General features: G+C 50.7%; 28 protein-coding genes and 1 pseudogene. 18 read left to right on the top strand and 11 right to left on the bottom strand.

What is annotated here, in order from left to right; translation table 11 throughout:
- The first annotated feature begins 823 nt into the window (after positions 1-823).
- The 5 genes from J7E21_RS01780 (at position 824) to J7E21_RS01760 (ending at position 4,295) form a co-directional block, all read left to right on the top strand.
- Entirely contained in the window at positions 824-1,657 is an 834-nt protein-coding gene (locus tag J7E21_RS01780; protein ID WP_215104189.1) for an STAS domain-containing protein, read from the top strand.
- Positions 1,658-1,757: 100 nt separating this feature from the next.
- Positions 1,758-2,516 (top strand): hypothetical protein, encoded by a 759-nt coding sequence (locus J7E21_RS01775; protein WP_215104187.1) that lies wholly within the window; start codon positions 1,758-1,760, stop codon positions 2,514-2,516.
- Between the two features lie 21 nt (positions 2,517-2,537).
- Positions 2,538-3,008 carry a GNAT family N-acetyltransferase gene (locus J7E21_RS01770; RefSeq protein WP_215104185.1) on the top strand — a complete coding sequence of 157 codons (471 nt, stop codon included), beginning with the start codon at positions 2,538-2,540 and terminating at the stop codon, positions 3,006-3,008.
- Positions 2,998-3,624: an NUDIX hydrolase gene (locus tag J7E21_RS01765; protein WP_215104183.1), complete on the top strand. Its 627-nt coding sequence runs from the start codon at positions 2,998-3,000 to the stop codon at positions 3,622-3,624. Before J7E21_RS01770 ends, J7E21_RS01765 begins: the two co-directional genes overlap by 11 nt.
- Entirely contained in the window at positions 3,621-4,295 is a 675-nt protein-coding gene (locus tag J7E21_RS01760) for a haloacid dehalogenase type II (protein ID WP_215104181.1), read from the top strand. Before J7E21_RS01765 ends, J7E21_RS01760 begins: the two co-directional genes overlap by 4 nt.
- Before the next feature lie 100 nt (positions 4,296-4,395).
- On the opposite strand, the gene J7E21_RS01755 is transcribed toward J7E21_RS01760, so the two are convergent.
- The 6 genes from J7E21_RS01755 to J7E21_RS01730 form a co-directional block, all read right to left on the bottom strand.
- Positions 4,396-5,181: a putative hydro-lyase gene (locus J7E21_RS01755; protein ID WP_215104179.1), complete on the bottom strand. Its 786-nt coding sequence runs from the start codon at positions 5,179-5,181 to the stop codon at positions 4,396-4,398.
- Positions 5,182-5,195: 14 nt separating this feature from the next.
- Complete coding sequence (locus J7E21_RS01750) at positions 5,196-6,401, bottom strand: NRAMP family divalent metal transporter (RefSeq protein WP_215104177.1); 1,206 nt, start codon at positions 6,399-6,401, stop codon at positions 5,196-5,198.
- A gap of 22 nt (positions 6,402-6,423) precedes the next feature.
- Positions 6,424-7,194, bottom strand: coding sequence for a LamB/YcsF family protein (locus J7E21_RS01745; RefSeq protein WP_215104175.1), 771 nt, complete (start codon positions 7,192-7,194; stop codon positions 6,424-6,426).
- Positions 7,191-8,171: a 5-oxoprolinase subunit C family protein gene (locus tag J7E21_RS01740; RefSeq protein WP_215104173.1), complete on the bottom strand. Its 981-nt coding sequence runs from the start codon at positions 8,169-8,171 to the stop codon at positions 7,191-7,193. The genes J7E21_RS01745 and J7E21_RS01740 overlap by 4 nt, the downstream gene beginning before the upstream one ends.
- Positions 8,155-8,853 carry a 5-oxoprolinase subunit PxpB gene (gene pxpB / locus J7E21_RS01735; RefSeq protein WP_215104171.1) on the bottom strand — a complete coding sequence of 233 codons (699 nt, stop codon included), beginning with the start codon at positions 8,851-8,853 and terminating at the stop codon, positions 8,155-8,157. The genes J7E21_RS01740 and pxpB overlap by 17 nt, the downstream gene beginning before the upstream one ends.
- A gap of 294 nt (positions 8,854-9,147) precedes the next feature.
- On the bottom strand, positions 9,148-9,939 hold the full coding sequence (locus J7E21_RS01730) for a transporter substrate-binding domain-containing protein (protein WP_251047760.1): 792 nt from the start codon (positions 9,937-9,939) through the stop codon (positions 9,148-9,150).
- 295 nt (positions 9,940-10,234) lie between these two features.
- On the opposite strand from J7E21_RS01730, the gene J7E21_RS01725 reads away from it, so the two are divergent.
- The 3 genes from J7E21_RS01725 to J7E21_RS01715 are packed head-to-tail and all read left to right on the top strand — an operon-like array spanning position 10,235 to position 13,325.
- Positions 10,235-10,822 (top strand): TetR/AcrR family transcriptional regulator, encoded by a 588-nt coding sequence (locus J7E21_RS01725; RefSeq protein ID WP_353047705.1) that lies wholly within the window; start codon positions 10,235-10,237, stop codon positions 10,820-10,822.
- Complete coding sequence (locus tag J7E21_RS01720; protein ID WP_215104169.1) at positions 10,819-11,724, top strand: ABC transporter ATP-binding protein; 906 nt, start codon at positions 10,819-10,821, stop codon at positions 11,722-11,724. Before J7E21_RS01725 ends, J7E21_RS01720 begins: the two co-directional genes overlap by 4 nt.
- Entirely contained in the window at positions 11,724-13,325 is a 1,602-nt protein-coding gene (locus tag J7E21_RS01715) for an ABC transporter permease (protein WP_215104168.1), read from the top strand. The genes J7E21_RS01720 and J7E21_RS01715 overlap by 1 nt, the downstream gene beginning before the upstream one ends.
- 127 nt (positions 13,326-13,452) lie before the next feature.
- On the opposite strand, the gene J7E21_RS01710 is transcribed toward J7E21_RS01715, so the two are convergent.
- Together J7E21_RS01710 and J7E21_RS01705 are read right to left on the bottom strand one after the other, a co-directional pair.
- The gene (locus tag J7E21_RS01710; protein WP_215104167.1) at positions 13,453-14,142 is read right to left on the bottom strand and encodes an LrgB family protein; all 690 of its coding nucleotides are present in this window, start codon (positions 14,140-14,142) and stop codon (positions 13,453-13,455) included.
- A 2-nt stretch (positions 14,143-14,144) separates the two neighbouring features.
- Positions 14,145-14,519, bottom strand: a complete 375-nt coding sequence (locus tag J7E21_RS01705; RefSeq protein ID WP_215104166.1) for a CidA/LrgA family protein — start codon at positions 14,517-14,519, stop codon at positions 14,145-14,147.
- A 332-nt stretch (positions 14,520-14,851) separates the two neighbouring features.
- Here J7E21_RS01705 and brnQ point away from each other — a divergent pair, with 332 nt between their 5' ends.
- Positions 14,852-16,222, top strand: a complete 1,371-nt coding sequence (brnQ, locus tag J7E21_RS01700; RefSeq protein ID WP_215104164.1) for a branched-chain amino acid transport system II carrier protein — start codon at positions 14,852-14,854, stop codon at positions 16,220-16,222.
- 51 nt (positions 16,223-16,273) lie between these two features.
- On the opposite strand, the gene J7E21_RS01695 is transcribed toward brnQ, so the two are convergent.
- The gene (locus tag J7E21_RS01695; protein WP_215104162.1) at positions 16,274-16,936 is read right to left on the bottom strand and encodes a GntR family transcriptional regulator; all 663 of its coding nucleotides are present in this window, start codon (positions 16,934-16,936) and stop codon (positions 16,274-16,276) included.
- A 162-nt stretch (positions 16,937-17,098) separates the two neighbouring features.
- Here J7E21_RS01695 and J7E21_RS01690 point away from each other — a divergent pair, with 162 nt between their 5' ends.
- Both J7E21_RS01690 and J7E21_RS01685 read left to right on the top strand, forming a co-directional pair.
- On the top strand, positions 17,099-17,458 hold the full coding sequence (locus J7E21_RS01690; protein WP_215104160.1) for a SpoIIAA family protein: 360 nt from the start codon (positions 17,099-17,101) through the stop codon (positions 17,456-17,458).
- 6 nt (positions 17,459-17,464) lie between these two features.
- Positions 17,465-17,821, top strand: a complete 357-nt coding sequence (locus tag J7E21_RS01685; protein ID WP_215104158.1) for a SpoIIAA family protein — start codon at positions 17,465-17,467, stop codon at positions 17,819-17,821.
- A 95-nt stretch (positions 17,822-17,916) separates the two neighbouring features.
- Here the strand turns inward: J7E21_RS01685 and J7E21_RS01680 are convergent, their stop codons facing one another.
- Both J7E21_RS01680 and J7E21_RS01675 read right to left on the bottom strand, forming a co-directional pair.
- Complete coding sequence (locus J7E21_RS01680) at positions 17,917-18,111, bottom strand: hypothetical protein (RefSeq protein ID WP_215104156.1); 195 nt, start codon at positions 18,109-18,111, stop codon at positions 17,917-17,919.
- A 322-nt stretch (positions 18,112-18,433) separates the two neighbouring features.
- Positions 18,434-18,637 (bottom strand): hypothetical protein, encoded by a 204-nt coding sequence (locus J7E21_RS01675; protein WP_215104154.1) that lies wholly within the window; start codon positions 18,635-18,637, stop codon positions 18,434-18,436.
- 121 nt (positions 18,638-18,758) lie between these two features.
- On the opposite strand from J7E21_RS01675, the gene J7E21_RS01670 reads away from it, so the two are divergent.
- The 7 genes and pseudogenes from J7E21_RS01670 to J7E21_RS01650 all read left to right on the top strand — a co-directional run bounded on the left by J7E21_RS01670 (position 18,759) and on the right by J7E21_RS01650 (position 24,715).
- Complete coding sequence (locus tag J7E21_RS01670; protein ID WP_215104152.1) at positions 18,759-19,949, top strand: class I SAM-dependent rRNA methyltransferase; 1,191 nt, start codon at positions 18,759-18,761, stop codon at positions 19,947-19,949.
- Between the two features lie 143 nt (positions 19,950-20,092).
- On the top strand, positions 20,093-21,307 hold the full coding sequence (locus tag J7E21_RS01665) for an MFS transporter (RefSeq protein WP_215104150.1): 1,215 nt from the start codon (positions 20,093-20,095) through the stop codon (positions 21,305-21,307).
- A gap of 33 nt (positions 21,308-21,340) precedes the next feature.
- A complete protein-coding gene (locus tag J7E21_RS01660) occupies positions 21,341-23,080 on the top strand; it encodes an ABC transporter ATP-binding protein (protein ID WP_215104148.1) in 1,740 nt (579 codons plus the stop codon).
- Between the two features lie 69 nt (positions 23,081-23,149).
- The gene (locus J7E21_RS01655; protein ID WP_353047704.1) at positions 23,150-23,620 is read left to right on the top strand and encodes a MerR family transcriptional regulator; all 471 of its coding nucleotides are present in this window, start codon (positions 23,150-23,152) and stop codon (positions 23,618-23,620) included.
- A 59-nt stretch (positions 23,621-23,679) separates the two neighbouring features.
- Positions 23,680-23,736: pseudogene (locus tag J7E21_RS16495) on the top strand (hypothetical protein); the annotation flags it as partial.
- Positions 23,737-23,748: 12 nt separating this feature from the next.
- Entirely contained in the window at positions 23,749-23,916 is a 168-nt protein-coding gene (locus J7E21_RS16490) for a hypothetical protein (RefSeq protein WP_353047707.1), read from the top strand.
- Positions 23,917-23,953: 37 nt separating this feature from the next.
- Positions 23,954-24,715, top strand: a complete 762-nt coding sequence (locus tag J7E21_RS01650; RefSeq protein ID WP_215104146.1) for an endonuclease/exonuclease/phosphatase family protein — start codon at positions 23,954-23,956, stop codon at positions 24,713-24,715.
- Positions 24,716-24,787 lie beyond the last annotated feature (72 nt).

Below are 24,787 nucleotides of genomic sequence, written 5' to 3'. Positions count from 1 at the left end.
ACCAATGTAATTTTAGAGAGTAGTAAAACGAGCATGATGAAATATCAATCAGATATCTAGTTTTAGACCAATGTAATTTTAGAGAGTAGTAAAACGCCGTAGCACTTGCAGCAGTCACCCAAACAGTTTTAGACCAATGTAATTTTAGAGAGTAGTAAAACGGGTGTTTAATGACACTGGCGTGGTTGAGCGTTTTAGACCAATGTAATTTTAGAGAGTAGTAAAACCCGGGAGACGTGTAAACCGTTCCCCCACATGTTTTAGACCAATGTAATTTTAGAGAGTAGTAAAACCACCGATTGCGGTTTCTCCGGCATCTTTTGGTTTTAGACCAATGTAATTTTAGAGAGTAGTAAAACGGCGGCCGACTTCCTTGTGGTCGATGACATGTTTTAGACCAATGTAATTTTAGAGAGTAGTAAAACACGGTTGGGATTCCATGTAATGGGTTATCAGTTTTAGACCAATGTAATTTTAGAGAGTAGTAAAACAGCTCTTGGAACTCCGTCATCTCGTCCACAGTTTTAGACCAATGTAATTTTAGAGAGTAGTAAAACCCGTGAGTAGCGCGTGTTCATCCACGGATTCGTTTTAGACCAATGTAACTTTAAAGGAAAGTAAACATGGACATATGGCTTACCGTGCCTTAGCATTTTAAACCAATATAATTTTATAGAATTGTAAAACACTTGCCTCAATTTTGGGGCGAGTGTTTTTTATATAAGGCGATAGCTAATGGAATTCTCCTGCTCATATTGCCATGCCACTTGTTATGCAATAATGGTATACTGAAAGCAATTCATTTGAAAAGGTGGCAGACGGAATGTCTTCATTTACGGAGTTTTGCGGATATATCACAGCGAGTCCACGCGCGCTCGCTGAACAGGTTGTGGACGGAGTGATCGCGAAAGTGGATCAGAATATCCCGCAAGAGGAACGGCTGCGGGCTGTTGAAATGTACGTGGAACTGCTCGGCTATCTCGGCGAGACAATCGGGCAAGAAGCGGATCTCGATGTGCCGGATGCGCTCATCGAGTGGAGCAAGAAAAATGCGGAGATGCAAGTATCAGCGGGCGGCAAGATTGCAGATATCGTCGTGCGTTATCCGCCGACGCGTGTCGTCATGGCGGAATTGTTCACGGAACTGAGTGTCAAATCGGGGCTCACACTGGAAGAAAACGCGCTGGTCATCAAGCGCATCAACACGTTGCTCGATGTCAGCCTGAACGAAACCTTTTTTGCGTTCGAGCGGCTCCAGGAAAAATACGAAGCAGAGATGCAAAGTGAATTGATTGCACTGTCGGCGCCGGTCGTTCCGGTTGCCGACGATGTCGTCATCTTGCCGCTAATCGGCTATCTTGACAGCTACCGGGTTAATCACATTTTGACGACCGTCATTCCGCGCATTGCGGAAATGGACGTCTATCACGTCATCATCGATTTCTCAGGCGTTCTGACGATCGACGACCAAACCGCAGAAGCGATCCACCATATCGGCAGCACGTTCAGCCTCATGGGCATCCATGTCGTTGTGGCGGGACTGCGCCCGGACTTGGTGCAGACCATCGTCCGGGCGGGCATTCAGCTTTCCTCTACCGATGCTTTTGCGACCGTCAAGCAAGCGTTAGAAAGCTTAGAGAAAGCTGGAATTAAATGATTTATGAAAAGGAAGGCTCCGGCCTTCTTTTTTTCATGCAGGAATATAGATGTCTTGAATCGAAAGTAAAGGGAGATGGAAGAGGAGAGGGGATCGAACGATGCGTGCGGGTGAAGATATTCTAAGTGTATGGCGGCGCTTTGATGGGCTGCCGATGGATAATTTGGTGAAGGTTTGGCATTCCGAGCGGGCCGGAGTGAATAAGCAGCGCAGCGTCGAAGAGATGCGCGAGCACAGGGATGTTTACGGTCTCGGCGGCAATTACTTTGACCTCGCGTTATGGCTTCTTACAGAGTTTAGGGCAGCGGGCATCGAGGCGTATCCAATCGGGTCGAAACTCGGCACGGAAGAAGCACATGCGGCCGTTCTGGCCATTGACGAAAACGGACGTCGCTTCTTATGTGATTTAGGGGATCAATGGATACAGCCGATTTTGGTGGAGACACAAGACGCGGCATTTTCAGATGCGCCGCAAACCGGATTCTTTCCTGGAGCCGAGGTTCAATTATCGCCTGAAGCGGACGGCATGACAATTATTTATCAGCGGCCGGGCGGCAAATTGTCGGTGCAGAAGTATTCGCTCCAGCCGATCGACCTTTCGGAGTTTTGGCAGGCGGCGGAATATTCCCAGCACCAGTTGGGAAAAACGCCGCTCATTGAAGTCCGGGTTCCGTATGAAGGGGAAGTGGCGCACTGGGAGTTTAACGATTGGCAGAGTGAACTCAGTACAATGAATGGCTTGATCAACGAAGAACCCGCCCCATCTTTGGACGCTTGGATCGAGCGCATTCATGCACGCTCCGGTTATGACCGGGGCATAGTGGAATTCGCGCTGGCATTTTACAAAAGTTTGGAATGAGCAAGGCAAGGGGGAGATCACGTGAACACCAACTCGACAGCAAAAGAAATCCGGACGGCGCGGCTGAAACTTGTACCGGTTACGGAAGAAGTGTACCGCACGTTATACGGCAGTTATGAACTGGGTCCGCACATCAGCCTGCATTTGCATGAGTTGAATCAGGATCCGCAGCTGCTCGGCTGGGGTGCATGGATCGCCTTTGACGAAAGCGGTGCGCCGGTTGGAGATATGGGGTTTAAAGGACGTCCCGATAAGGCCGGGAAAGTGGAAATCGGCTACAGCGTGAGTGATGAACGGCAAGGATTGGGCTATGCGACAGAAGGCGTGCGAGGTTTGATCGACAGGGCCTTTTCGTTTCCGGAAGTGCGTGAAGTGACAGCGGAATGCTATGAGGGTAATACGGCTTCAATCCGTGTACTCGAGAAGCTCGGTTTTGAGCGGACGGCACAGGCCGCTGATCTTGTATTTTGGAGGCTACGCGATGGCTATTGAAAATATTGCTTATGTCACAGAGTCCGGAGCACTTCTCGGTGTCGCAAGCCGTGAAGACATTCATAAGCGCGGCTTGTGGCACGAGACGCTCCATTGCTGGGTGGTGACGCGGGAACTTGGCCGATACATGATTCATCTGCAGCTGAGAAGCTCTGAAAAGGCGGATTTCCCAAGACTATTCGATATTACGGCAGCAGGGCACATTGCAGCGGATGAGTCGGTAGAAGACGGCGTCCGGGAAATCGAGGAAGAGCTCGGCTTGCCGCTCAAACTCGCGGAGTTAGTGCCGCTTGGAGTCATCCACGACGAAATTTCACTTCCGGGATTTACCGACCGGGAGCGGGCCCATGTTTATTTGTATAAAGGAGCGCAACTAGCGCTGGCGGACTACCGATTGCAGCGGGAGGAAGTGGCGGGGATGGCGGCTGCTGAATTCCAGGCGTTTTTTGAACTTTGCACGAAGCAAGTCGAGCACATCCATGTGAGCGGTTTTCATGAAACGCCAAACGGCAGGGAACCATTCCGCAAGACGGTCGGCCTGTCTGAAATGGTGCCGCACGAAGCGGCGTATTGGGAGCAAGTGGCGATTCGCATCCGAAAGGAATTGATGGCATGAAACACAACATAAAAGCACTGGTCTTTGATGTGTACGGAACATTGTTCGATGTCCACTCGGTGGCTGCAAAAGCGGAAAGTTTATACGGGAGGAACGGCGCAGAGCTCAGCCAGCTATGGCGCAAAAAGCAATTGGAATATTCCACATTACGCGAGATTATGGGGACGTATAAACCGTTTTCCGAGGTCACCCGCGATGCACTTCTTCATGCTTTGAATGAACTCGGGCTGCCGACTGCAGAGGTGCAGCAAGATGAGTTGATGAAAGAATATAAAGCGCTGACGCTGTACGGGGAAGTGCCGGCGGTTTTAGCGGCGCTTGGAGACAAACGTCTCGCCGTCTTGTCAAACGGCTCCCGCGATATGCTCGAACCGTTGATTGCAGGGTCTGCCATCAACGGGAAAATGGACGCCATATTCAGTGTCGACGATATCCGGAAGTATAAACCATCGCCCGCATCCTATGGCTATGCTCGCGAGAAACTCGGATTGGATCCGATCGAAGTATTGTTCGTGTCTTCTAATGGCTGGGACATCGCTGGTGCGAAAAACATTGGATTCCAGACCGCTTGGGTCAACCGCAGCGGGCAAGCGGACGAAGAACTCGGCAACCGGCCCGACACGGTTTGTGAAGACTTGAACGGTGTCTTGGAGTGGCTGAAAGAACAATGACGTAACGTGATCGTTGTGAAAAAAGAAAACCGCTTACCCTTGCCTTGACTGGAGCGATCCAGCCATTTCAGGGGTAAGCGGTTTTTTTATGGAAACGGAGTTAAAAAACGCTGAAGTCTTCCGATTTCAAATCGGTCACGAACATATGCCCCGGCGCATGCGTAATCATCAAGGGGGGCTTGCTTTCCATCGCAACCGCTTGAGGCGTTACTCCACATGCCCAAAAGACCGGGACTTCGCCTTCTTTGATCGTGACGGCATCGCCAAAATCGGGTTTTCCGATGTCTTGGATGCCGATTGATTCAGGATTGCCGATATGGATAGGCGCCCCGTGTACGTTTGGGAAGCGACTCGTCACTTGAACGGCTCGGACGATGTCTTGTTCACGAATGGGGCGCATGCTGACGACGATCGGTCCTTGAAAGCGCCCGGCAGACAGCGCCGGAATCGAAGTTTTGTACATCGGAACGTTGCAGCCTTGTTCCTGGTGGCGCATCGGGATGCCGTTTTGGGCGAGTGCTTCTTCGAACGTGAAGCTGCAGCCGAGTAGGAAAGCGACCATGTCATCCGTCCACAAATGAAGAATGTCGGCCGTTTCTTCCGTCAGCACACCATCCCGGTAGACGCGGTATTTCGGCACATCGGTGCGCAGATCCGCAGTTGGCGCCGACAATACCGGTACGAATGAACCGGGTTCTGTCACATCGATGACCGGGCAGGCTTTCGGGTTGCGCTGGCAGAACAGCAAGAACTCAAATGCCATTTCCTTTGGCAAAATGGCGAGGTTCGTTTGGATAAATCCGGGGGCAAGTCCTGACGTCGGAGTTTGCCAGTCGCCTTTACGGATCGCGCTGCGCAATTGTTCTGGAGATTTTGTTTGGCTCATATGTCAATCACTCCTTATTTAAATAATTGCGGAATGCCATTCATCAACGTATAGACGCCCATCCATGACATAGCGATGACAATGATGACGCCGAAAATCGTCATCCAAAGCGGGTGTTTGTAATCGCCGACAATTTTCTTTTTATGTGCGGCGATGAGCATCACAGCGAGTGCGATCGGCAAAATCAATCCGTTCAATGAACCGACGAGTAGCAAAATCAAGACCGGACGGCCGATCGATATGAAGATTATAGTGGAAATGATGATAAAGCCGATAGTCAGATAGCGATGATATTTCTCGAGCACCGGGCTGAACGACCGGATAAACGAAACGGATGTGTAAGCGGCGCCTACTACAGACGTAACGGCCGCTGCCCACATGACGATACCGAAGATTTTATAGCCGATATTGCCAGCGGCGAGCTGGAACACAGAAGCCGGTGGATTGTCCGGGTCGAGCGATAGCCCTTGTGAAACGACACCGAGTACGGCAAGGAATAAAATGACGCGCATAATCGATGCGACACCGATTGCGTAAATAGAGCTGCGCGTTACTTGCGGCAAATGTCTTTTCCCGGTCATGCCAGCATCCACGAGGCGGTGTCCGCCAGCGAATGTGATATAACCGCCGACGGTTCCGCCGACCAGCGTCACGATGGCAAAAATGTCGATTTTGTCAGGCACAAATGTTTTCGCAATTGCTTCGCCGACTGGCGGCTGGGCCGTTATCATGACGTAAATGGTGAGCGCGATCATGACGAAGCCGAGAATTTGCGCGAAGCGGTCCATCGCACGCCCTGCCTCTTTGACCATGAAGATACCGACCGCGAGCAAACCGCTGAGGCCAGCGCCGAGTTCCGGTGAAATGCCGAACAGGACGTTCGTTCCGAGCCCGGCACCGGCGATGTTTCCAATATTAAAAGCGAGGCCGCCTATGACGATGAGGAGCGCCAGGAAATAACCGAGTCCCGGAAGCACATCATTGGCGATATCTTGCGCGCGCTTTCCGGAAATGGCGATGATGCGCCAAATGTTCGTCTGGGCACCGATGTCGATGATGATGGAAATGAGAATGACAAAACCGAATGAGGCCAGTAAAGTTTCAGTGAAGACGGTCGTTTGGGTCAAAAATCCAGGCCCGATGGCAGAAGTTGCCATGAGGAATGCAGCACCGAGCAAGATGCTGTTATTAGTGTTTTTCATCTTTTTGACATTGTTCATAGCAAATCCCCCTTGGACGGTGTTAGACGATTTTGTGGATATGGTGGATGTCGATTCCCGCCTCTTTCAAGGAACTTGAAATATGCATCGCGAATTCTTTTGCCGTTTTGCCGTCGCCGTGAATGCAGATCGTATCCGCTTTCAGCAACGTATCGGTTCCTTCGGTATTGGTGACTTTGTTTTCTTTGACCATGCGGATGACTTGAGCAATCGCTGCATCCGGGTCGGTGATGAGCGCATTGTCTTGGCTGCGCGGCGTGAGCGTCCCGTCCGGCTGATAGGTCCGGTCTGAGAATACTTCATTGGCGGTGCGAAGACCGATCTTGTCGCCGGCTTTGATGATTTCACTGCCCGATAAGCCGAACAAGACGAGTTCCGGGTCGATTTTATAGACCGCTTCTGCAATCGCCTCGGAAAGCTTAGCATCGGTTACGGCCATATTGTATAAGCCGCCGTGCGCTTTAACATGCTGCAATCTTCCGCCTTCTGCCTTGACGAAACCGTATAGCGCGCCGATCTGGTAGATGACCAGGTCGTATACTTCCTGAGGCGTCACGGCCATGTGGCGGCGTCCGAATCCGGCGAGGTCTTGCAGGCCGGGGTGTGCGCCGATGCCGACATTTTTCTCGAGTGCGAGTTTTACGGTTTCGCGCATCGTCGCCGGGTCGCCGGCGTGAAAGCCGCACGCAATATTGGCGGAACTGATGTAATCGAGAATCACTTTGTCATTGCCGAGTGTATAAGTGCCGAAGCTTTCGCCCATGTCACAGTTCAAATCTATTTTATGGTTCATGTCCATTCCTCCCGTTTCATTTGAATGCCGATCTTGAGTTGGCGAATTTGCTGTTCCTGCTCGATATAAAGCTGCTCCGCCTGCTTGACGGATATTTCGCGGAACTTGAGCGATTCGCCTGGTTTCAGTTGGCTGATCAGCGGCAAGTCGACCGACGCGACTTGGCCGATTTTCGGGTAACCGCCGGTTGTTTGGCGGTCTGCGAGCAGAACGATCGGGTTGCCGTCCGCCGGTACTTGGACAGAACCAAACGCGACAGCTTCAGAAATCAGTTCTTTTGGCTGGTCGAGCGCAAGTTCCGGACCTTCTAAACGGTAGCCCATCCGGTCCGAATTGGATGAAACGGTGAACGCCTCTTCAAAGATGCGCGTGCGGCTTTCTTCGTTAAACAGCGGGTATTGGCGTCCCGGGATCATCCGGACAACCGGCTGCACGTGGTAGCGGGCCGGCGGAATGAGCCAGTCGGGTGATTGTTCAGTCGTCCGTTGGAAAATTCCCAACTGTTCAGTTGAAATGGGAACTGTTTTGAGCGTATCGCCAGTTTTCAAAGCGCGCCCTTGAAAACCGCCGATTCCTGCCCGCAAATACGTAGAATGGCTGTCCATGACAGCTGGTATGTCAAAGCTGCCGGCAACGGCCAGATAACTGCGGGCACCGCGCTTCGGTTCGCCGAAAGATAGCACGCTGCCTTTTCGGATGATATGGCCGCGCCACATCGGAAGCGGCTTTCCGTCGATTGACGGTGATAAATCACCGCCGCAAATGGCGATGAAATGATCGGTTTCGAACTCAATGACAGGTCCTGACAAGGCGATCTCCAAAGTCGGCGACGTTTCAATGTTGCCGACGAGCAGATTGGCGATGCGGTGTGCGAACGGGTCCATGACGCCGCTCGCAATAACGCCGTAGCGCTGAAAACCGGTGCGTCCGAGGTCTTGGACCGCTGTCTGCAATCCGCTTTTACGAATGCTTAGCATCAAATATCGCCTCCTGTTCACGGTATTCGGCTTCATCAATTTGCGTGAAGCGGATTTCATCTCCAGCACGAAGCAAACTCGGAATGTCCTGGTCAGGGAGGAACAGACGGAGCGGCGTGCGGCCGATCAATTGCCAGCCGCCCGGAGTTTCAATCGGATAAACCCCTGTCTGCATGCCGGCGATTCCAACTGTGCGTTCCGGAATTCGCAGTCGCGGTGATTTTCTACGCGGCGCGGCGATTTTTTCGGACATGCCGCCGATGAAAGGAAAACCGGGGGCAAAGCCGATCATGTGGACGCTATAAGTGCCGGAAGTGTGGATTTCAATGACTTCTTCTTCAGTCAAGCCGTTGTGCTCCGCGACAAATCCGAGGTCTGGTCCGAACGTGCCACCATAGCAAACTGGAATTTCAATGTGCCGCGGGGCAGGCGCTTCCACCTCATCCAAGTCAGCAAGCATCAGGCGCAGTTCCTGCTCGACTTGCTGTTGTTTGAGGCGGCAAGGGTCATAGAAAACCGTCACCGTCGTAAATGCTGGGATAAATTCGATCAGCCAGTCCGGGGCCTGATTTTCCAAAAGGGAGGACAGCTTTCGCACCGCTTGTTCGGTCTCTTTATTGATAATCGATCCGGTTTCGATGACAAGCGCTTGTTCACTCAAAGGAGAAAATGTAAATTCCAAAAGATCACCTCATCTCCAGATTATTCTAAATGCTTTAATAGCATAATGCTTTTATTTAGTGAATGAAAGTGGATAAAAGTTGGAGTTTTTAAATTAAATTTTATAGAAACACAGGTTTAATAAGAGAATAGTCGATAAATAGGCCCGGGTAACAGTGGGAATATGGTGAAGAAAAGGAAGCGTTCTCGGGACGAGAGAAATGAAACATTATTATTAAATAGCATTTAAAGCTTGCAGCATATAAAAATTGCCCCAGACAAACCATGTCAATTGGTTGCCAGGGGCGATAAAAGCTTATTCTTCAATATCGATCGGTTGTGTGACATCTGCGCCGGCGAAGAATTCGGCGGAAATTTCGGCGATCGTTCCGTCTTCGAGCATTTCCTCTACGACGCGGTTGATATTCTCAGTAAGTTCATCGTTGTCTTTATTCATCACCATGCCGACTGTGGATGGGCTGTACTTGATCGTCGGGTGGATGACGATTTCCAATTCTGGGAACGCCTCGATGGCCAGCGTCTGCAAATAATAATCGTTCAAGATGACGTCGGTGCGGCCGATGGAAACATCACGAAGATACGTTTCGTTCGTGGCATTATCATACGTCACTTCTTCTGCCCCGTATGAACGAGCCGTTTCCATATAGACGGAAGTCGAAGCGCCAGCTGCTTTTTTGCCTTCCAGATCTTCTAATGTCTCAATGCCGGACAGGTCATCAGCGCGGACGATGGCTGTACCGTAAGAATATTTAAACGGTGTGGAAAACAGGAAGTTTTCCTGGCGGTCTTCAGTGATTTCGATGTCGTTGGCGGCGATGTCCACTTGACCGGTCTGAATCGAGGTCAACATTTCGTCAAAGCCCAATTCCGTGAATTCGACTTCTAACTCAAGGCGTTCGGCTGCTTCGCGGACGACTTCGACTTCAAAGCCGGTCAATTCATCCGTGCCTTCTGCGCGGAATGATGTCGGGTAAAGTGTACCGGACGTGGCAACGGTCAACGTGCCTTCTTCCTGGATCTCGTCCCAGGCAGTCGTGGTGTCAGCGGTTTCTTCCGTCTCACTGCCGCAAGCGGACAATGTGAGCATTGCGGCTGCAGAGAGCGCAGCGACAGAAAACTTAGGTGTAAAAAATTTGGTCAAAAGAAGCTCCTCCTGTCTTGTCATACTTATGTCAAAGATAGCACGTCAAGCGGCTTCATGAAAGCGGAATGCCTATAAATAGAAAGTTGGAATTATCTGATATTTATGTGGACCAGTCTGGTCGAACGTTATATATTTAAGTCGATCAGGATGGTCTACTCGCGTATGGAAAAAGGAGGGGGATACCATCGTTGCAAGATTTGAAAACTTAGAAGAAAGCAAACAGCAGACTATCCGCCAAGTGGCGCTCGCTGAATTCGCCAGCCATGGATATCAGAAGGCATCGACCAACCGCATTGTTAAAGCGGCCGGAATCGGCAAAGGCATGCTGTTCTATTATTTCACCAGCAAGCAGGAGCTGTATGAGTATTTGGTGAAGTATAGCCTTGAATTCATCCGCAGCCGCTATTTGAATAAAGTGGATGCGGACGAACCCGATTTGATCGAGCGGCTCACGCAACTTGCACGTTTGAAAATGGAAGCCCAAGCGGAAAACGAAGAAGTGTTCCGGTTCTCGGGTGTCTTTTTGCTCGACGGGGAAACCCGTCTGCCTGAACAGCTGCAGGAGAAAATAGAGCTTATGAAACGGGACGGCTACCGGTTGATGTATGAAGGCATCGACAAAAGCCGGTTCCGAAAAGACCTTGATCCGGACAAAGTGTTTCACTTGATCCGCTGGTCGATCGATGGATATCAGCAGGAGTTGCTCGCGCGCTTAACGGGGCAAAAACTTGCGGACATTGATTTTGCGCCGTACTGGGAAGAATTCTACGGCTATTTGGCCATTTTGAAGACGAGCTTTTACCAAACGGAGGAGGGATTGGGATGACGGTAGTCAAGACACAAGGGCTCAGCAAGAATTTCGGTGATTTCAAAGCACTTGACGGCGTCGACATCGAAGTGAAAGCAGGCGAAGTGTTCGGCTTTATCGGACCGAACGGCTCAGGGAAATCGACGACTTTGCGCGTCTTACTCGGCATTTTAAAAGCATCCGAAGGCAGCGCTGAGATTTTCGGAAAAGATGTCTGGAAAGATGCGGTCGATATCCATAAACGCGTCGCGTATGTTCCAGGGGACGTCAATTTATGGCCGAACCTGACAGGGGGCGAAGTGATCGATTTATTCGGCCGATTGCGCGGCGGCTTCGATAAAGGCCGACGCGATGAGCTGATTGCTCGTTTTGGCCTCGATCCGAGCAAAAAATGCCGCACCTATTCAAAAGGCAACCGGCAAAAAGTGGTGCTCATCGCAGCGTTTTCCGCCGATGCCGATCTGTATGTTTTCGATGAACCGACGTCCGGACTCGACCCGCTCATGGAACGCGTGTTTTCTGAATATGTCTACGAAGCGAAAGCACAAGGCAAGAGCATCGTGTTGTCGAGCCATATCCTGTCGGAAGTCGAGAAGCTGTGCGACCGCGTGGCAATCATCCGCAAAGGACGCATCATCGAAACCGGGACGCTGAAGGAAATGCGCCATTTGACCGGCTCCTTGATGTTTATCGAAACTCACAAGCCGGTGCCGGAACTGAGCGAAATGCCAGGCGTGCACCGCGTGGAAGCGTTCGACGGAGGTTGGTCGTTCCAAGTGGATTCGGATGAACTGGATGCGGTTGTCCGTTATTTGAGCACATTCGGCATCAAACGGATGGAAAGCCGCCCGCCGACTTTGGAAGACTTATTCATCCGCCATTATGAAGAGACGGAGACAGGAGCGGGAGGTGGCGTCTAATGAGCCAGCTGTTTGACCATACGTGGAGTTTAATGCGCTTTGTCTTGCGGCGGGATCGCATTCGCCTGCCGGTCTGGATCTTATCATTTATTTTGGCATCAGTCGGTGCTGTAGTCGCCTTCGATAATTTGTACGGGGACCAGGCCGAGCGGGAGGCCATTGCGGAAACGATGGAAAACCCGGCGATGATTGCGATGGTCGGACCGAATTACGGGGTTGACGATTATACGACCGGCGCCATGACGGCTCATGAAATGCTGGTCATGACCGCGGCGATTGTCGCCCTAATGAATATTTTGCTTGTGAGCCGCCATAGCCGCGGCGACGAAGAAGAAGGGCGGCTCGAACTCGTCCGTGCACTGCCGGTCGGGCAGTTGTCCAGCTTGTCGGCTGTTTTGCTCGTGCTGACCGGTGCTAATGTGCTGCTTGGGGTTTTGACCGGTGTGTCGATGGCGGCGCTGCAAGCCGAGGGCGTCGGTCTTCACGGTTCGCTGTTGTACGGCGCGGCGCTCGGTGCAACCGGTTTGGTTTTCGCTGGCCTGACGGCGGTGTTTGCGCAGTTATCGCAAAATGCGCGGGGAACGACCGGCTTGTCGATTGCCGCTTTGTTGCTGTTTTATATGATCCGGGCAATCGGCGATGTCGTCAGTGAACCGCTGGCACTCAGTTCGCCGCTCGGATGGATTTTGCGTGCCAAGCCGTTTGTCGAAAACACTTGGTGGCCGGTCTTGCTGTCGGTCGGCGTGGCGGTCGCACTTTCCGCATTGGCACTGTATTTGAACGCAATCCGTGATCATGATTCCGGATTTTTGCCGACGCGGGCTGGACGTACGGAAGCCTCGGCAACGCTTCGAGGGCCATTCGGCTTGGCATGGCGGCTTCAGCGCACCGGTTTGATTGCGTGGTCAGTTGCTTTATTTATTCTCGGGGTTTCTTACGGATCGGTGCTCGGTGAGATCGAACGCTTTTTTGAAGGCATCGATATCTTTCAACAAATGATTGTGGAACAGCAAGGTTTCAGTTTGATCGAGCTATTCATCCCGGTGCTGTCTTCGGTCATGGCGATTCTTGCTTCGATTCCGGCGATTATGGTGATGCTGAAAGTGAAGACAGAAGAAAAGAATGGCCGCCTCGAACACGTCGTCGGCCGGGCAGTCTCCCGATGGCGAGTGACGTTCAGCTATTGGCTGCTTGCTGTCTTGACCGCAACTGTTATGTTGCTACTGACGGGTCTTGGGCTCGGCCTGCTCGGCAATGCGATGCTAGAAGAAACGATTCCACTTGGCACGTATGTCGGCGCATCGTTCGTGTATTTGCCGGCGATCTTGTTCATGATTGGTGTTTCACTCCTGTTCATCGGCTTTTTGCCTTCTTGGGCAAGCATCGTTTGGCTCTATCTGGGATTCTCGTTTTTTGTCGTCTATTTGGGAGAGCTGCTTCAGCTGCCGGACTGGGTAGGAAAACTGACGCCTTACGGGCATATTCCGAGCATTCCTTTAGAAGAAGTGGATTACGGTGTGCTCGCGTTGTTGCTCGGTATTGCTGTCATCCTGTCGGTCATGGGTGCAGCCGGTTTCCGCAGCCGCGACCTGAAAACATGAAAAAATTAGTTGAAGCAACTGAACAACGAATAGAAATCCCCCGGTGCGCTTATGCACTGGGGGATTTTGGTTTACATGGAGTATTCATCGCGCAATTAAACTTCGCCTTTTGGGGATTGTTTGTTCATTATATCAGCAGCCAGGCGACGAGTGGGCTGAGCAATGCTCCGAGAACGGCGCTTAAAGTCATCGCGACAGAACTCATCGAAGCATCTTCTGGCCCGTACTCGAACGCTTTCGCCGTGCCGAGGCCATGAGCGGAAGTGCCGAGCCCGATGCCGCGGCCGATCGGGGAATTGATGCCTAGCATCTGCAGCAGATACGGGCCGAAGAGAATGCCGGTGAAGCCAGCCACCATGACAAAGACTGCAGCCAGTGACGGGATGCCGCCAATTGTCGAGGCGACTTGCATGGCGACAGGCGTCGTCAACGATTTCGGCAGAACCGTATAAATCAGCTCTTCGCTAAAGCCGAGCCACATCGTAAACAACGTGCCGCTGATGAGGCCGACCACAACGCCGGCAACAATCCCAACGGCAATCGGCATTAAATTATCCTGAAGCAGTTTCCGGTGTTTATAGAGTGGGACGGCGAGAGCCACGACTGCCGGCCCGAGCAAAGTGGCGATCCAGTCGCCGCCTTTCATATATGTTTCGTAAGGCACATCAAACACGACCAGTATGAGGACCAGTGAGACGGTAGCCGTGAGAACAGGGTTCAAAGGCGTTTTACGGAAGCGCAAATAGAAAAAATTGGCGATGACGTAAATCACGATAGTCAAAGCGGCAAAAAGAGCTGCAACTGGAGAAAATTCCATCGTCACATCTCCTCCTTTCCTGCGGTGCTTCGGTTCGCGGTTGTCTGGCTAGCGAGTCCGGCTGCCGCCATCGTGAGAAGCGTGCTGATGATGACGATGGGCAAAAGCAGTACACCTTTTCCGGAGAACAGAGGGCCATACTCCACAACGCCGACCGTCGCGGGAATAAAATATAAGGAAAGAAAACTCAATAAAAACGTTGCGCCCACATCAATCCACTCGAGCGGGTAAATTTTCAGCAATAAAACGAGAAATAATAGTAGGAAGCCGATGATGCTTCCGGGCATCGGCAAATTGAGTAAAGTCTGAATGGCTTCGCCGATTAGCAAAAAGCCGTACAGCACGAGCAATTGCAAAACTATGCGAATGATTTTCATGGGCACCTCCGCCTTCCGGACAATTGGGGAAAACGATGGACGTCTTCATATATTTAGATATTGTACATCAATATTCTGGAAATGCGAGAGGCAATTTCGGCAGAAGCATCGGAAGAACTTACAGGAAAGGAAGAAAATGTTATAGCAAGAAAGCACTGAGAGCCTGACTTTCAACAGAATGAGGAAATTTTTCGAAAATAATATTTTATTACTTGCATTTTTAATGGGATGTTGTATTATTACTTTATGCAATATATCGCACACAATTATTCGCTTATAGTATTTTAGGATACAAAAGAATGAAACTCAATTGAGTAAAGGAGCTAGTAAATATGGACAGCAAATTATCAATGAAGGCTTATCTTATCATTGGGACAATGCTTTTCGCATTATTTTTCGGAGCGGGGAACTTGATCTTCCCGGCCCAGCTCGGCCAGTACGCAGGCGAGAACGTCTGGGTGGCGATGGCCGGGTTCTTGACGACGGGTGTCGGCTTGCCGCTTCTCGGCATTTTGGCGATCGGCTTTTCGAAAAGCCGCGATCTGCAGGACCTCTCGAGCCGTGTGCATCCCGTTTACGGTTTGTTGTTCACGGCGGCTCTTTACTTAACGATTGGCCCATTCTTCGCACTGCCGCGCACAGCGGCCGTTTCTTATGAAGTAGGCATTGTGCCATTTATTGGAGATGGGGCGGTTACGGCCGGATTGCTCATATTCTCGGTCATCTTTTTTGCCATTTCTTTCTTATTGTCATTGAACCCGACACAAATGGTCGAAAGCATCGGCAAATTTTTGGCGCCGGCAATCTTGCTCGTCCTCGGGCTTTTGCTGGTCGCGGCATTTGTCTCTCCGATGGGGGAGGCAGGCCCGGCACAAGACGGGTACGCGAGCGGTGCGTTCCTGGCGGGCTTTACGGAAGGCTACAATACGATGGACGCGCTCGCTTCACTCGTATTCGGCATCATCGTCATTTCGGCTGTGCAGAAAATGGGCGTTACATCCTCTAAAGGGATATTGAAAGCTACGCTTCGAAGCGGTGTGGTCGCAGCCGTCCTATTGGCTGTTGTCTACACAGGGATTGCTTTCCTTGGCGCAACAAGCACGTCCGAGCTCGGGCTTCTAGAAACTGGCGGACCGGTTCTGAGCGGCGCATCTGCCCATTATTTCGGCACGTTCGGTGCCTTGCTGCTGGCGGTCATTATCACGCTTGCCTGCTTGACGACAGCGGTCGGACTGACTGTTGCGAACGCCGAGTTTTTCAACAAACTGACGCCAAGCATCAGCTACCGCACATATGTTTTCATTTTTACGGTGTTTTCACTTGTCGTGACCAATGCAGGCCTTGCGAACATCATCACTTATTCGATCCCGGTATTGATGTTCTTGTATCCGTTGGCGATTGTCCTGATCTTGCTGGCGTTTTTGTCCCCGCTTTTCGGGCACGACCGCATCGTCTACGTATCGGCCATTGCGGTGACATTTTTGATCGCGATCATCGACGGATTGAAAACTTTGACTGGTTCACTCGGTCTGGCGAACCCTGCGTGGCTGCAAAGCATCATTGATGTATATGCGAGCGTGTTGCCACTCTATGGTGACGGCCTCGGCTGGCTCATGCCGGCTCTTGTCGCAATCGTCCTTTCGGCGGCGGTTGTCCGAATCCGAAAAGGCGGAGAAGCGAAAGCCCCTGCTTTCGACCGCTAAATAAAAAGCTGTTCCATGAAGTGCATTCCTGCACTTTTGGAACAGCTTTTTTTAAATGCCTTTTATGGTGGTCAGTTCATCGATCGTCCGTACCCAGTTTGATTTCATCAAATGGGAGATCTTATCGCCATCGCCAGCTTTCAGCGTCTCAATAATTTCAATGTGCTCATCATGGGAGCGCATCGTCAGAACTAAGGAATGGTGGAAGAATTGCCTGCGGACATGTGATTGAAGTTGGCCGAGCATCGAATCGATATATGGATTCCCTGCGGCGTCGACAATGATTTGATGGAACTCTTCGTCGATTTTCAAGGCGGAGAACGAATCGCTATTGCGGATCGCCCGTGCGAACTTCCGGTTGGTTTCTTCCAATAGCCCGAAAATTTCCATTGTTAAGTTAGGGATGGCCAGCTCGCCGGCAAGTGCCTGCAGCGCAGCGAGCGGAGGCAGGAGGTGTTTGATGTCTTCAATAAGGATATCCGTTACACGGGTAGCTTTGCCGGGAAACATTTCGATGAACCCTTGTACTTCCAGAAGTTGCAGGGCTTCACGGATTGGCGTTCTGCTCAAATTGAGCGCTTCGGCAAGTTCCGTGTCGACCAGCTTTTCCCCAGGCTGCAAAGTGCCATCAATAATCCATTGCTGCAATTGATGGTGGGCGCTTGCTTTTGCGGACACACGTATCGGCCGTGTGTGGTCTATAGGGATAGGCATAGTAAATCTCCTTTCGAAATTATCTGACTCCATTATACACTACTGTAAAGGTTTATAGTATGCAGAATGCAATATATTCAAGTTCTCATTTCCTGCAATCCGTTTGACAGCGCCATAAGAGGGAATAACACGGTTATTAGGAAATTCTAAGGAGGCATTGCCATGCTGTCATTTGTTACGAGCAAAGATGAGCAAACACTTGCGATTGAAGTAGAAGGAAAAATGACCAAAGAAGATTTAGAGAAATTTGATAATGTCGTGTTCGATAAATTCCGAAATGATGAGAAGTTTAGTGTGTATGCAGTTATCGGCGACATCGATACGCCTTCTGCCGGTGCGATTTTTGAAGAGCTGGCGATTGATGCAAAACGCTGGAGCCAATACAACAAGCTGGCCGTCGTCAGTGAAAAAGACTGGCTCACCAAGATAACCGGCGTTATCGACAAGCTTCCGGGTGTACAAGTGAAGCATTTCCCGCTGGATCAAATGGAACAAGCATGGAACTGGATAAAGGAGGGGTGATTGCAGATGCTATCGATAGTACCGAGCAAAGACGAAGAAACAATTGCAATTGAAGTGGAAGGGCGCGCAAGCCGAGCGGATATTGAGAAACTGAATCATGTCATCCGCGACAAAGTGAACGAGAAAGGGCATTTCAATATGTACGCGATCATTTACCAAGTGGAAGATTCGACTTTGTTCGAGGCCGCAGACAGTGCGCAGATTGACCGTGAAAGCTGGGGCCGTGCACGAAAGTTTGCGGTGATCAGCGAGAAGGACTGGACGTCGGCTACCCAGAATTGGCAGAATTTTGCCGGTGAGCTGGAGACGCGCCATTTCAATTTGGATGAAATGAACGATGCGTGGGACTGGATGCAAGAGTAAGTGCGAAGCGTTCTGCTGTTTTGGCGGAACGTTTTTTTGGTGTTTATTTTTTATATAGGGTAGAGGCATATTATGATACTGATTGAGACTGCGCTTCAATAAGACGCTGATTTTTGTAAATAGCTTGTGCTATTGGACTGCGCTTCAGGGGCACGCTTGCCGGGCGTCGGGCGTCGAACCAAGGCGGCTAAAGAGCGCGCCGCCATTGTTTCGCCAGTCCCGCGCAGTCCCCCAGGCGTCGGCCCTTTGCGCTCCGTCTCTAGATTTCGAGGTGTTGATCGTTTCTTCATCCTCTCACACTAGTAAGCAGTGGAAAGATATCTCTTTGTTAGCACAAACGATGCTGCACACTTCTTCTCGACAATTGGAGAATAGAACAGGTTATTTCAACATTCACTGAACGAGCTAATCAGTTTTCTGTTCACTACGCTCCACCAAAGAAGCGATTTCCCCGACAGCGGATGAAAGCTATAGAAGCACACAAAAATTCCATTCATACAACTCAATGAAATCTAACAGCCGCTCAATTTTTTTGTATATGAATCTAATTCTTACAAATTCGTACGCTACCTCCAAGCAGGCAAGGAAAAAGCGTCACGAGGACGCTTTTTCCTAGGCTTCTTCGATGCGCAGCAGTTCCGCATGGACGATGTGGAAGATGCTGAGGACAATCGTCTTCCCGCTAGCGTCTTCAACGGGCAAGAAGCTGACGGCGACTCCGATAAAGTGATCTTCGAGCGCTCCTTCAATGCGGATGCCTTCTAGCATCTCCCCATTCGTCAGAAGGATGTTGTAAATATAGAACTTCTTTTTCACGATGGCTCCTCCTTTCCGAATCCATATCAATGAAATGTGCGGCTGACAGTGGGCAGGCGAACGGATTTCCTTTACACTGATTATAATGCAAAATGCAGTAACATAGATAGGATGAGGAATTGTGAAAAACGAAATGACGGTCACTGTGAAAGATCAATTGAAAAATGAATTGGTGAAAGGCTCTCCGCTGATTACGAAAGAAGGTTTGAGGAGTGAAATCGACGCACCGGAAGGAACATTGCTGCGCTTAGTGGATCAGGATGGGCAATTTCTTGGCACTGGCTATTACGGCGAGCAAAACAAAGGCGTGGGATGGGTGTTGACCCGAAACCAGGATGAGGCAATCGGCCAGCCGTTTATTGAACGCAAGCTCGAGCTGGCGATCAGCCGCCGTGAGGATTTTTTCAACAATCCGGAAACGACCGCATTCCGTGTGTTTAACGGTGAAGGGGATGGCCTTGGCGGATTAACGATTGATTATTACGCGGGCTTTTATCTGCTGTCATGGTATAGCGAGGGCGTTTATTCGTTCCGGGACGAAGTGGTTGCGGCTCTGGAGAATGTGGCAGACTGCACCGGGATTTATGAGAAGAAACGTTTTGATACGAAAGGCCAGTATATCGAAGATGATGATTATGTCGCGGGCGAGCGCGGGGAGTTTCCACTGATCATCAAAGAAAACGGCATGAACTTTGCGGTTTATTTGAATGATGGCGCGATGACCGGGATTTTCCTCGATCAGCGAGATGTCCGTCAGGCGATCCGCACCAAATACGCAGAAGGCAAGACCGTGCTCAATACGTTTTCTTATACGGGGGCGTTCTCGGTTGCGGCTGTGCTTGGCGGCGCAGACAAGACGACGAGCGTGGATCTTGCGAAGCGCAGTTCGGCAAAGACGATCGAGCAGTTCAGTGTCAACGGCATCGATTTTGAAGAGCAGGACATCTTGGTCATGGATGTGTTCAATTACTTCAAGTACGCGAAGCGCAAGGAGCTGGCATTTGATGTGGTGGTCCTCGATCCGCCGAGCTTTGCGCGATCGAAAAAATACATCTTCAGTGCGGCAAAAGATTATACCGGTTTGATGAAACAAGCGATCGATATTACTGCCCCGCAAGGCTTGATTGTCGCATCGACAAACAGTGCGTCGTTTAACATGAAGAAGTTCACGCACATGATCGAACAGGCATTTAAAGACACAGGAAAGACATACAAAATTGTTGAAACGTTTAGTTTGCCGGAGGATTTTCATGTCGACCGGAGGTATCAGGAAGGCGATTACTTGAAAGTGCTGTTTCTCCGCTTGCTGTAACGCTCGCCAATAGAACGAAACAGAAGCGCGGATGGGCATTCACCACAGAATGTGTGTCCGTGCTTTTTGTCTATTTACCGAAGTTGAAGGACTTGGTTTATAATGGAAAAAGAATGTGGAAAAGTGAATTTGGAGGCGGCACTATGGCAAAAGCGATTTCTTCCACTTCGCTCGCAGCGAACCCGGTTTACCCGGTGATGTTCGCAATCGGCGGAGTGCATTTACTAAACGATTCACTGCAGGCGGTGATTCCGGCGATGTTTCCGATTTTAGAGAAAGACCTCGGGCTGACGTTTACGCAGCTCGGTTTGATCGCGTTTGCGCTCAACATGGTGGCGTCTGTTCTGCAGCCGGTCGTCGGCTTTATCAGCGATAAAAAACCGATGCCGTATGCGTTGCCGCTCGGCATGGTTTTTTCGTTTATCGGTATTGCCGGATTGGCGTTCGCTCCGGAATATTGGCTTATTTTAGTATCGGTCATTTTCCTCGGTTTCGGTTCGGCGGTGTTCCATCCGGAAGGCTCGCGGGTGTCGTATATGGCGGCCGGTTCAAGGCGCGGCTTATCACAATCGATTTATCAGGTTGGGGGCAATTCCGGCCAGGCGCTCGCACCGCTCATCAGCGCGTTTATCCTCGTACCGCTCGGCCAACAGGGCGCGGCGCTGTTTTTGTTTGTGGCGGCGTTCGGAATTTTCGTGCTGACAAAAATTTCCGCTTGGTACAAAGCGCAGTTGGAGCGGGACAAATTGGAAAAAGTGAAAAGAGCGGTATTGAGTTCACTTCCACCGCTGACGAAAAAGCAAGTGGGCACGGCTTTATCGCTGCTGCTATTAATCATTTTTGCGCGGACTTTTTACATAACAGCTATTACCAGTTTTTATATATTCCATTTAATGGATAATTATGGTGTGACGATACAACAAGGTCAGATGTTCATTTTTCTGTTTCTTGGTGTGGGCGCTTTTGGTACGTTTTTCGGCGGTCCGCTCGCCGATCGCATCGGGCGGAAATGGGTCATTATGGTATCGCTCATTGTGCCGATTCCGCTTGCACTGGTGCTGCCTTATGTAGCGCTTCCGCTCGTGGCGGCAATTCTCGCGGTGCTCGGTTTTTTCCTCATGTTGAGTTTTTCCGTCATGGTCGTCTACGCACAGGAACTCGTTCCGAGTAGAATTGGGACGATGTCGGGCTTGACGGTCGGCTTGGCATTTGGCATGGGAGCAATTGGTGCGGTCGTCATCGGGGTATTGATGGATTCGATCGGAGTGCAGGAAACAATGATCGTGATTTCCATCTTGCCGATTCTTGGATTAGTCGGTCTCGCTTTACCGAAAGACCGGAAAATCGCAGCTGCATAAATGAGTTTGATTGGATAGATAGGAGAGGTAGACATGGAAGTAGTTCAGAAAAAAGAGGGGATCAAGCCGTTTTTCACACTGCTCACCTCGATTAAAATCCCGAAATGGGCGCTTGCCTTCGGATTGACGACGAGCCTTGTTACCACGCTTGTAGGGTTGCTCGTTCCACTTTTGACAAGAGAACTGGTGGACGGGTTTTCAGTAGAATCTCTGAGTGCGCCTTTAATTGCTGCGCTAGCGGCCGCATTTATTGTTCAGGCGATCATCAATGGCGTGTCGATTTATTTATTGAGCATGGTCGGGCAACGGATTGTCGCGGGGCTGCGTGAGCGAATGTGGCTTCACTTGCTGCGCTTGCGCGTCAGCTATTTTGATCAGCACGCCAGCGGTCAAACCGTCAGCCGTGTAGTCAACGATACCGGCATCGTCAAAAACCTCATTACGGATCATTTCCCGAATTTTGTCACCGGCATTATTACCATCATCGGGGCTGTCACTATTCTCCTGATTCTCGACTGGAAAATGACCTTGATCATGATGATTGCCGTGCCGCTGACAATCGCAATCATGATTCCTTTAGGGCGCCAGATGGCGAAAATCTCCCGCAACTTGCAAGACGAGACGGCGAATTTCACTGGAGACGTCCAGCAGACACTCGGCGAAATCCGCTTGATGAAAGCATCCACCGCGGAACAAGTAGAGAAACAGCGGGGGCTTTCCGGCATCGACAAGTTATACGGCCTCGGCATGAAAGAAGCGAAAGTGTATGCGCTCATCGGGCCGCTCATGTATTTGGTCGTGATGGTCGTTATCGTCATGATCATTGGCTATGGCGGCATCCGGGTAGCAGATGGATCGATGACGACAGGTTCGCTCGTCGCATTTCTGCTGTATTTGTTCCAGATTGTCGTGCCACTCGCGACATTTGCCCGGTTTTTTACCGAGCTGCAAAAAGCGAGAGGGGCAACAGAACGCATTATCGATATTTTGGAATTGCCAAAAGAAGAAGAAGCGCCTGGTGCGGAAATGGATATTAGCGGCAAGACGCTGCGGCTCGAAGATGTAAGCTTTTCTTATGCAAACGGCGAGCCGGTGCTACAGGGCGTTTCATTTGAGGCGCAACCTGGCCAGATGATTGCGTTTGCCGGACCGAGCGGCGGCGGGAAGACGACCGTGTTCGGCTTGATCGAGCGGTTTTACGAGCCGACGGATGGCGTCATTACGATCGGGGATATGCCGATCGGCGAAGTGGCGATTGCATCGTGGCGCAATCAGATCGGCTATGTGTCACAGGAAAGCGCGATGATGGGCGGCACGATACGTGCCAACCTCATCTACGGCTTGCCGTTCGCAGAACAAATTACAGACGATGAACTTTGGCGCGTTGCCCGCATGGCGTATGCCGAAGAATTTATCGCTGCGTTTCCGGACGGGCTGGATACGCAAGTCGGCGAACGCGGAGTGAAACTGTCGGGCGGACAACGGCAGCGCATTGCGATTGCCCGCGCCTTTTTGCGCGATCCGAAAATTTTGATGATGGATGAAGCAACTGCAAGCTTAGATAGCCAGTCGGAAGGAATCGTCCAACAGGCGCTCGGCCGCTTGATGGAAGGGCGCACGACATTGGTGATTGCCCACCGCTTATCGACAATCGTCGATGCCGACAAAATCGTCTTTATTGAAAACGGCCGCGTCACAGGAACCGGCAAGCACCGGGAACTGATCGATAAGCATCTCTTGTACCGGGAATTTGCCGAACAGCAATTAACGTGATCAATTACTTGACCTTGACGTTTCGTCAAGGTTTAAAGTAGAGCTATCAGGAGGTGATGGCATGTAACCGTGCAGAAATTGGCGGCGCTTGCAGGAGTCAGCGCCAGAACCTTACGCTATTACGATGCAATCGGCTTGTTGGCGGCGCCTAAAAATGCGTCCGGTTACAGGCTTTACGGAACGGCGGAAGTGGACCGGCTGCAGCAGATTCTGTTTTACCGCGAGCTCGGCTTTGGGCTCGGCGACATCGCCAAGCTGTTGGATGACCCGCATTTCAACGAAGCTGAAGCATTGTCTGAGTACCGCAGACAGCTGATCGACAAGCGCAGCCGGTTGGACCTCTTGATCCACACTGTGGAAACGACCATTTCCGCTAAAAAAGGAGAGAGCGACATGAATGATCACGAAAAGTTCGAAGGATTCAAGGACAAGATGGTAGAAGGAAATGAAGCGGCTTACAGCGGGGGAATCCGAGAGAAATATGGCGATAAAATAATGGATGCATCGAATGCCAAGATGCTTAAAATGGACGAAGAGTAATATAGGGCATTCCGCAAGCTCAAATCAAACAGGACATCTTAGACCAGCTCGCAGCCGCGTTGCACCGGGAATGGCTCGGTTTCACATGGGCAACTTATGATGCGAACGCACACAGAGGGCTCGCGGACATGTATGTCGCCGATGAACGTTTCGCCGCCTATTACGACAAGACAAGGCGGGTGCGGGCGCTGCGCAGTTTTTGCACGCTGCCATCGCCGCCTATACCAAAGAATTATCATAAAAAGCAGTTGGCCGCGGCTGGCTGCTTTTTTCGTTCCGTGATGTTTCAGGCATGAAGCTCAGGGAATGCAGTAGAAAAAAGGAGGATCAGCTATGACCCATAAAGCAGTGAAAGTAATGAGCTTCAACATCTCTTCCGGCCGGCGAATGGATGGCGAGCTGGACCTCAAATTGACGGCAAAGGCGATTGAAGAAGGCGGCGCAGCAGTGGTCGGCTTACAGGAAGTCGACCGCAATTTCTCGGACCGCAGCAGTTTTTTAGACCAAGCGAAATGGCTGTCGGAACGGCTCGATATGGAGATGGCCTACGGACCGAATTTGATCCACCGCACAGGCAGAAAAGAGCAGTCCGAGCGGGAGTATGGCAATGCGACCTTAAGCCGCTACCCGATACAGTCATCAACCAATCATGACTTGAGCTCTGTAGAAGAACACCCCGAAGATTTTGAACCGCGCGGGCTGTTGGAAGCGATGATCGATGCGGACGGTTTCTGTTTTTCATTTTATAACACGCATTTATCGCTGACCGATAAGGAAGTGGAGCGTAATTTGACTGAAATCTTGGTGCTCACTAGAGAAAACCCGCTGCCGAAAGTATTGGTCGGCGACTTTAATGCGTCTCCGGAAAGTGAACATATCCAGCGCTTTACCCGCCATTTCCACAATGCATTCGGTGAAACCGGGCCATATCCGGAGACGTATAAAATGGAAGGAGACCACGGCAAGAAAATCGATTATATTTTCCACGATCCGCATTTTTCGGCTGAGGATACGTGGACCGTGTCGAGCGAAGCTTCCGATCATGTCCCCATTGCAGTCGAGCTCAAATATTTACAAAAGAATAACAATCCTTAACGTGTCTGTCATCTGAAAATGCACCAATCCTGTTATAATGAAAGGGACAAAAGCAGCTGCCACTGATTCGTT

This window comes from Planococcus sp. ISL-109 (assembly GCF_018613655.1).
In the GTDB taxonomy this organism is placed as follows: domain Bacteria; phylum Bacillota; class Bacilli; order Bacillales_A; family Planococcaceae; genus Planococcus.
The sequence above is the reverse complement of the archived record's forward strand: the minus strand, read 5'-3'. Positions and strand labels throughout refer to the sequence as shown.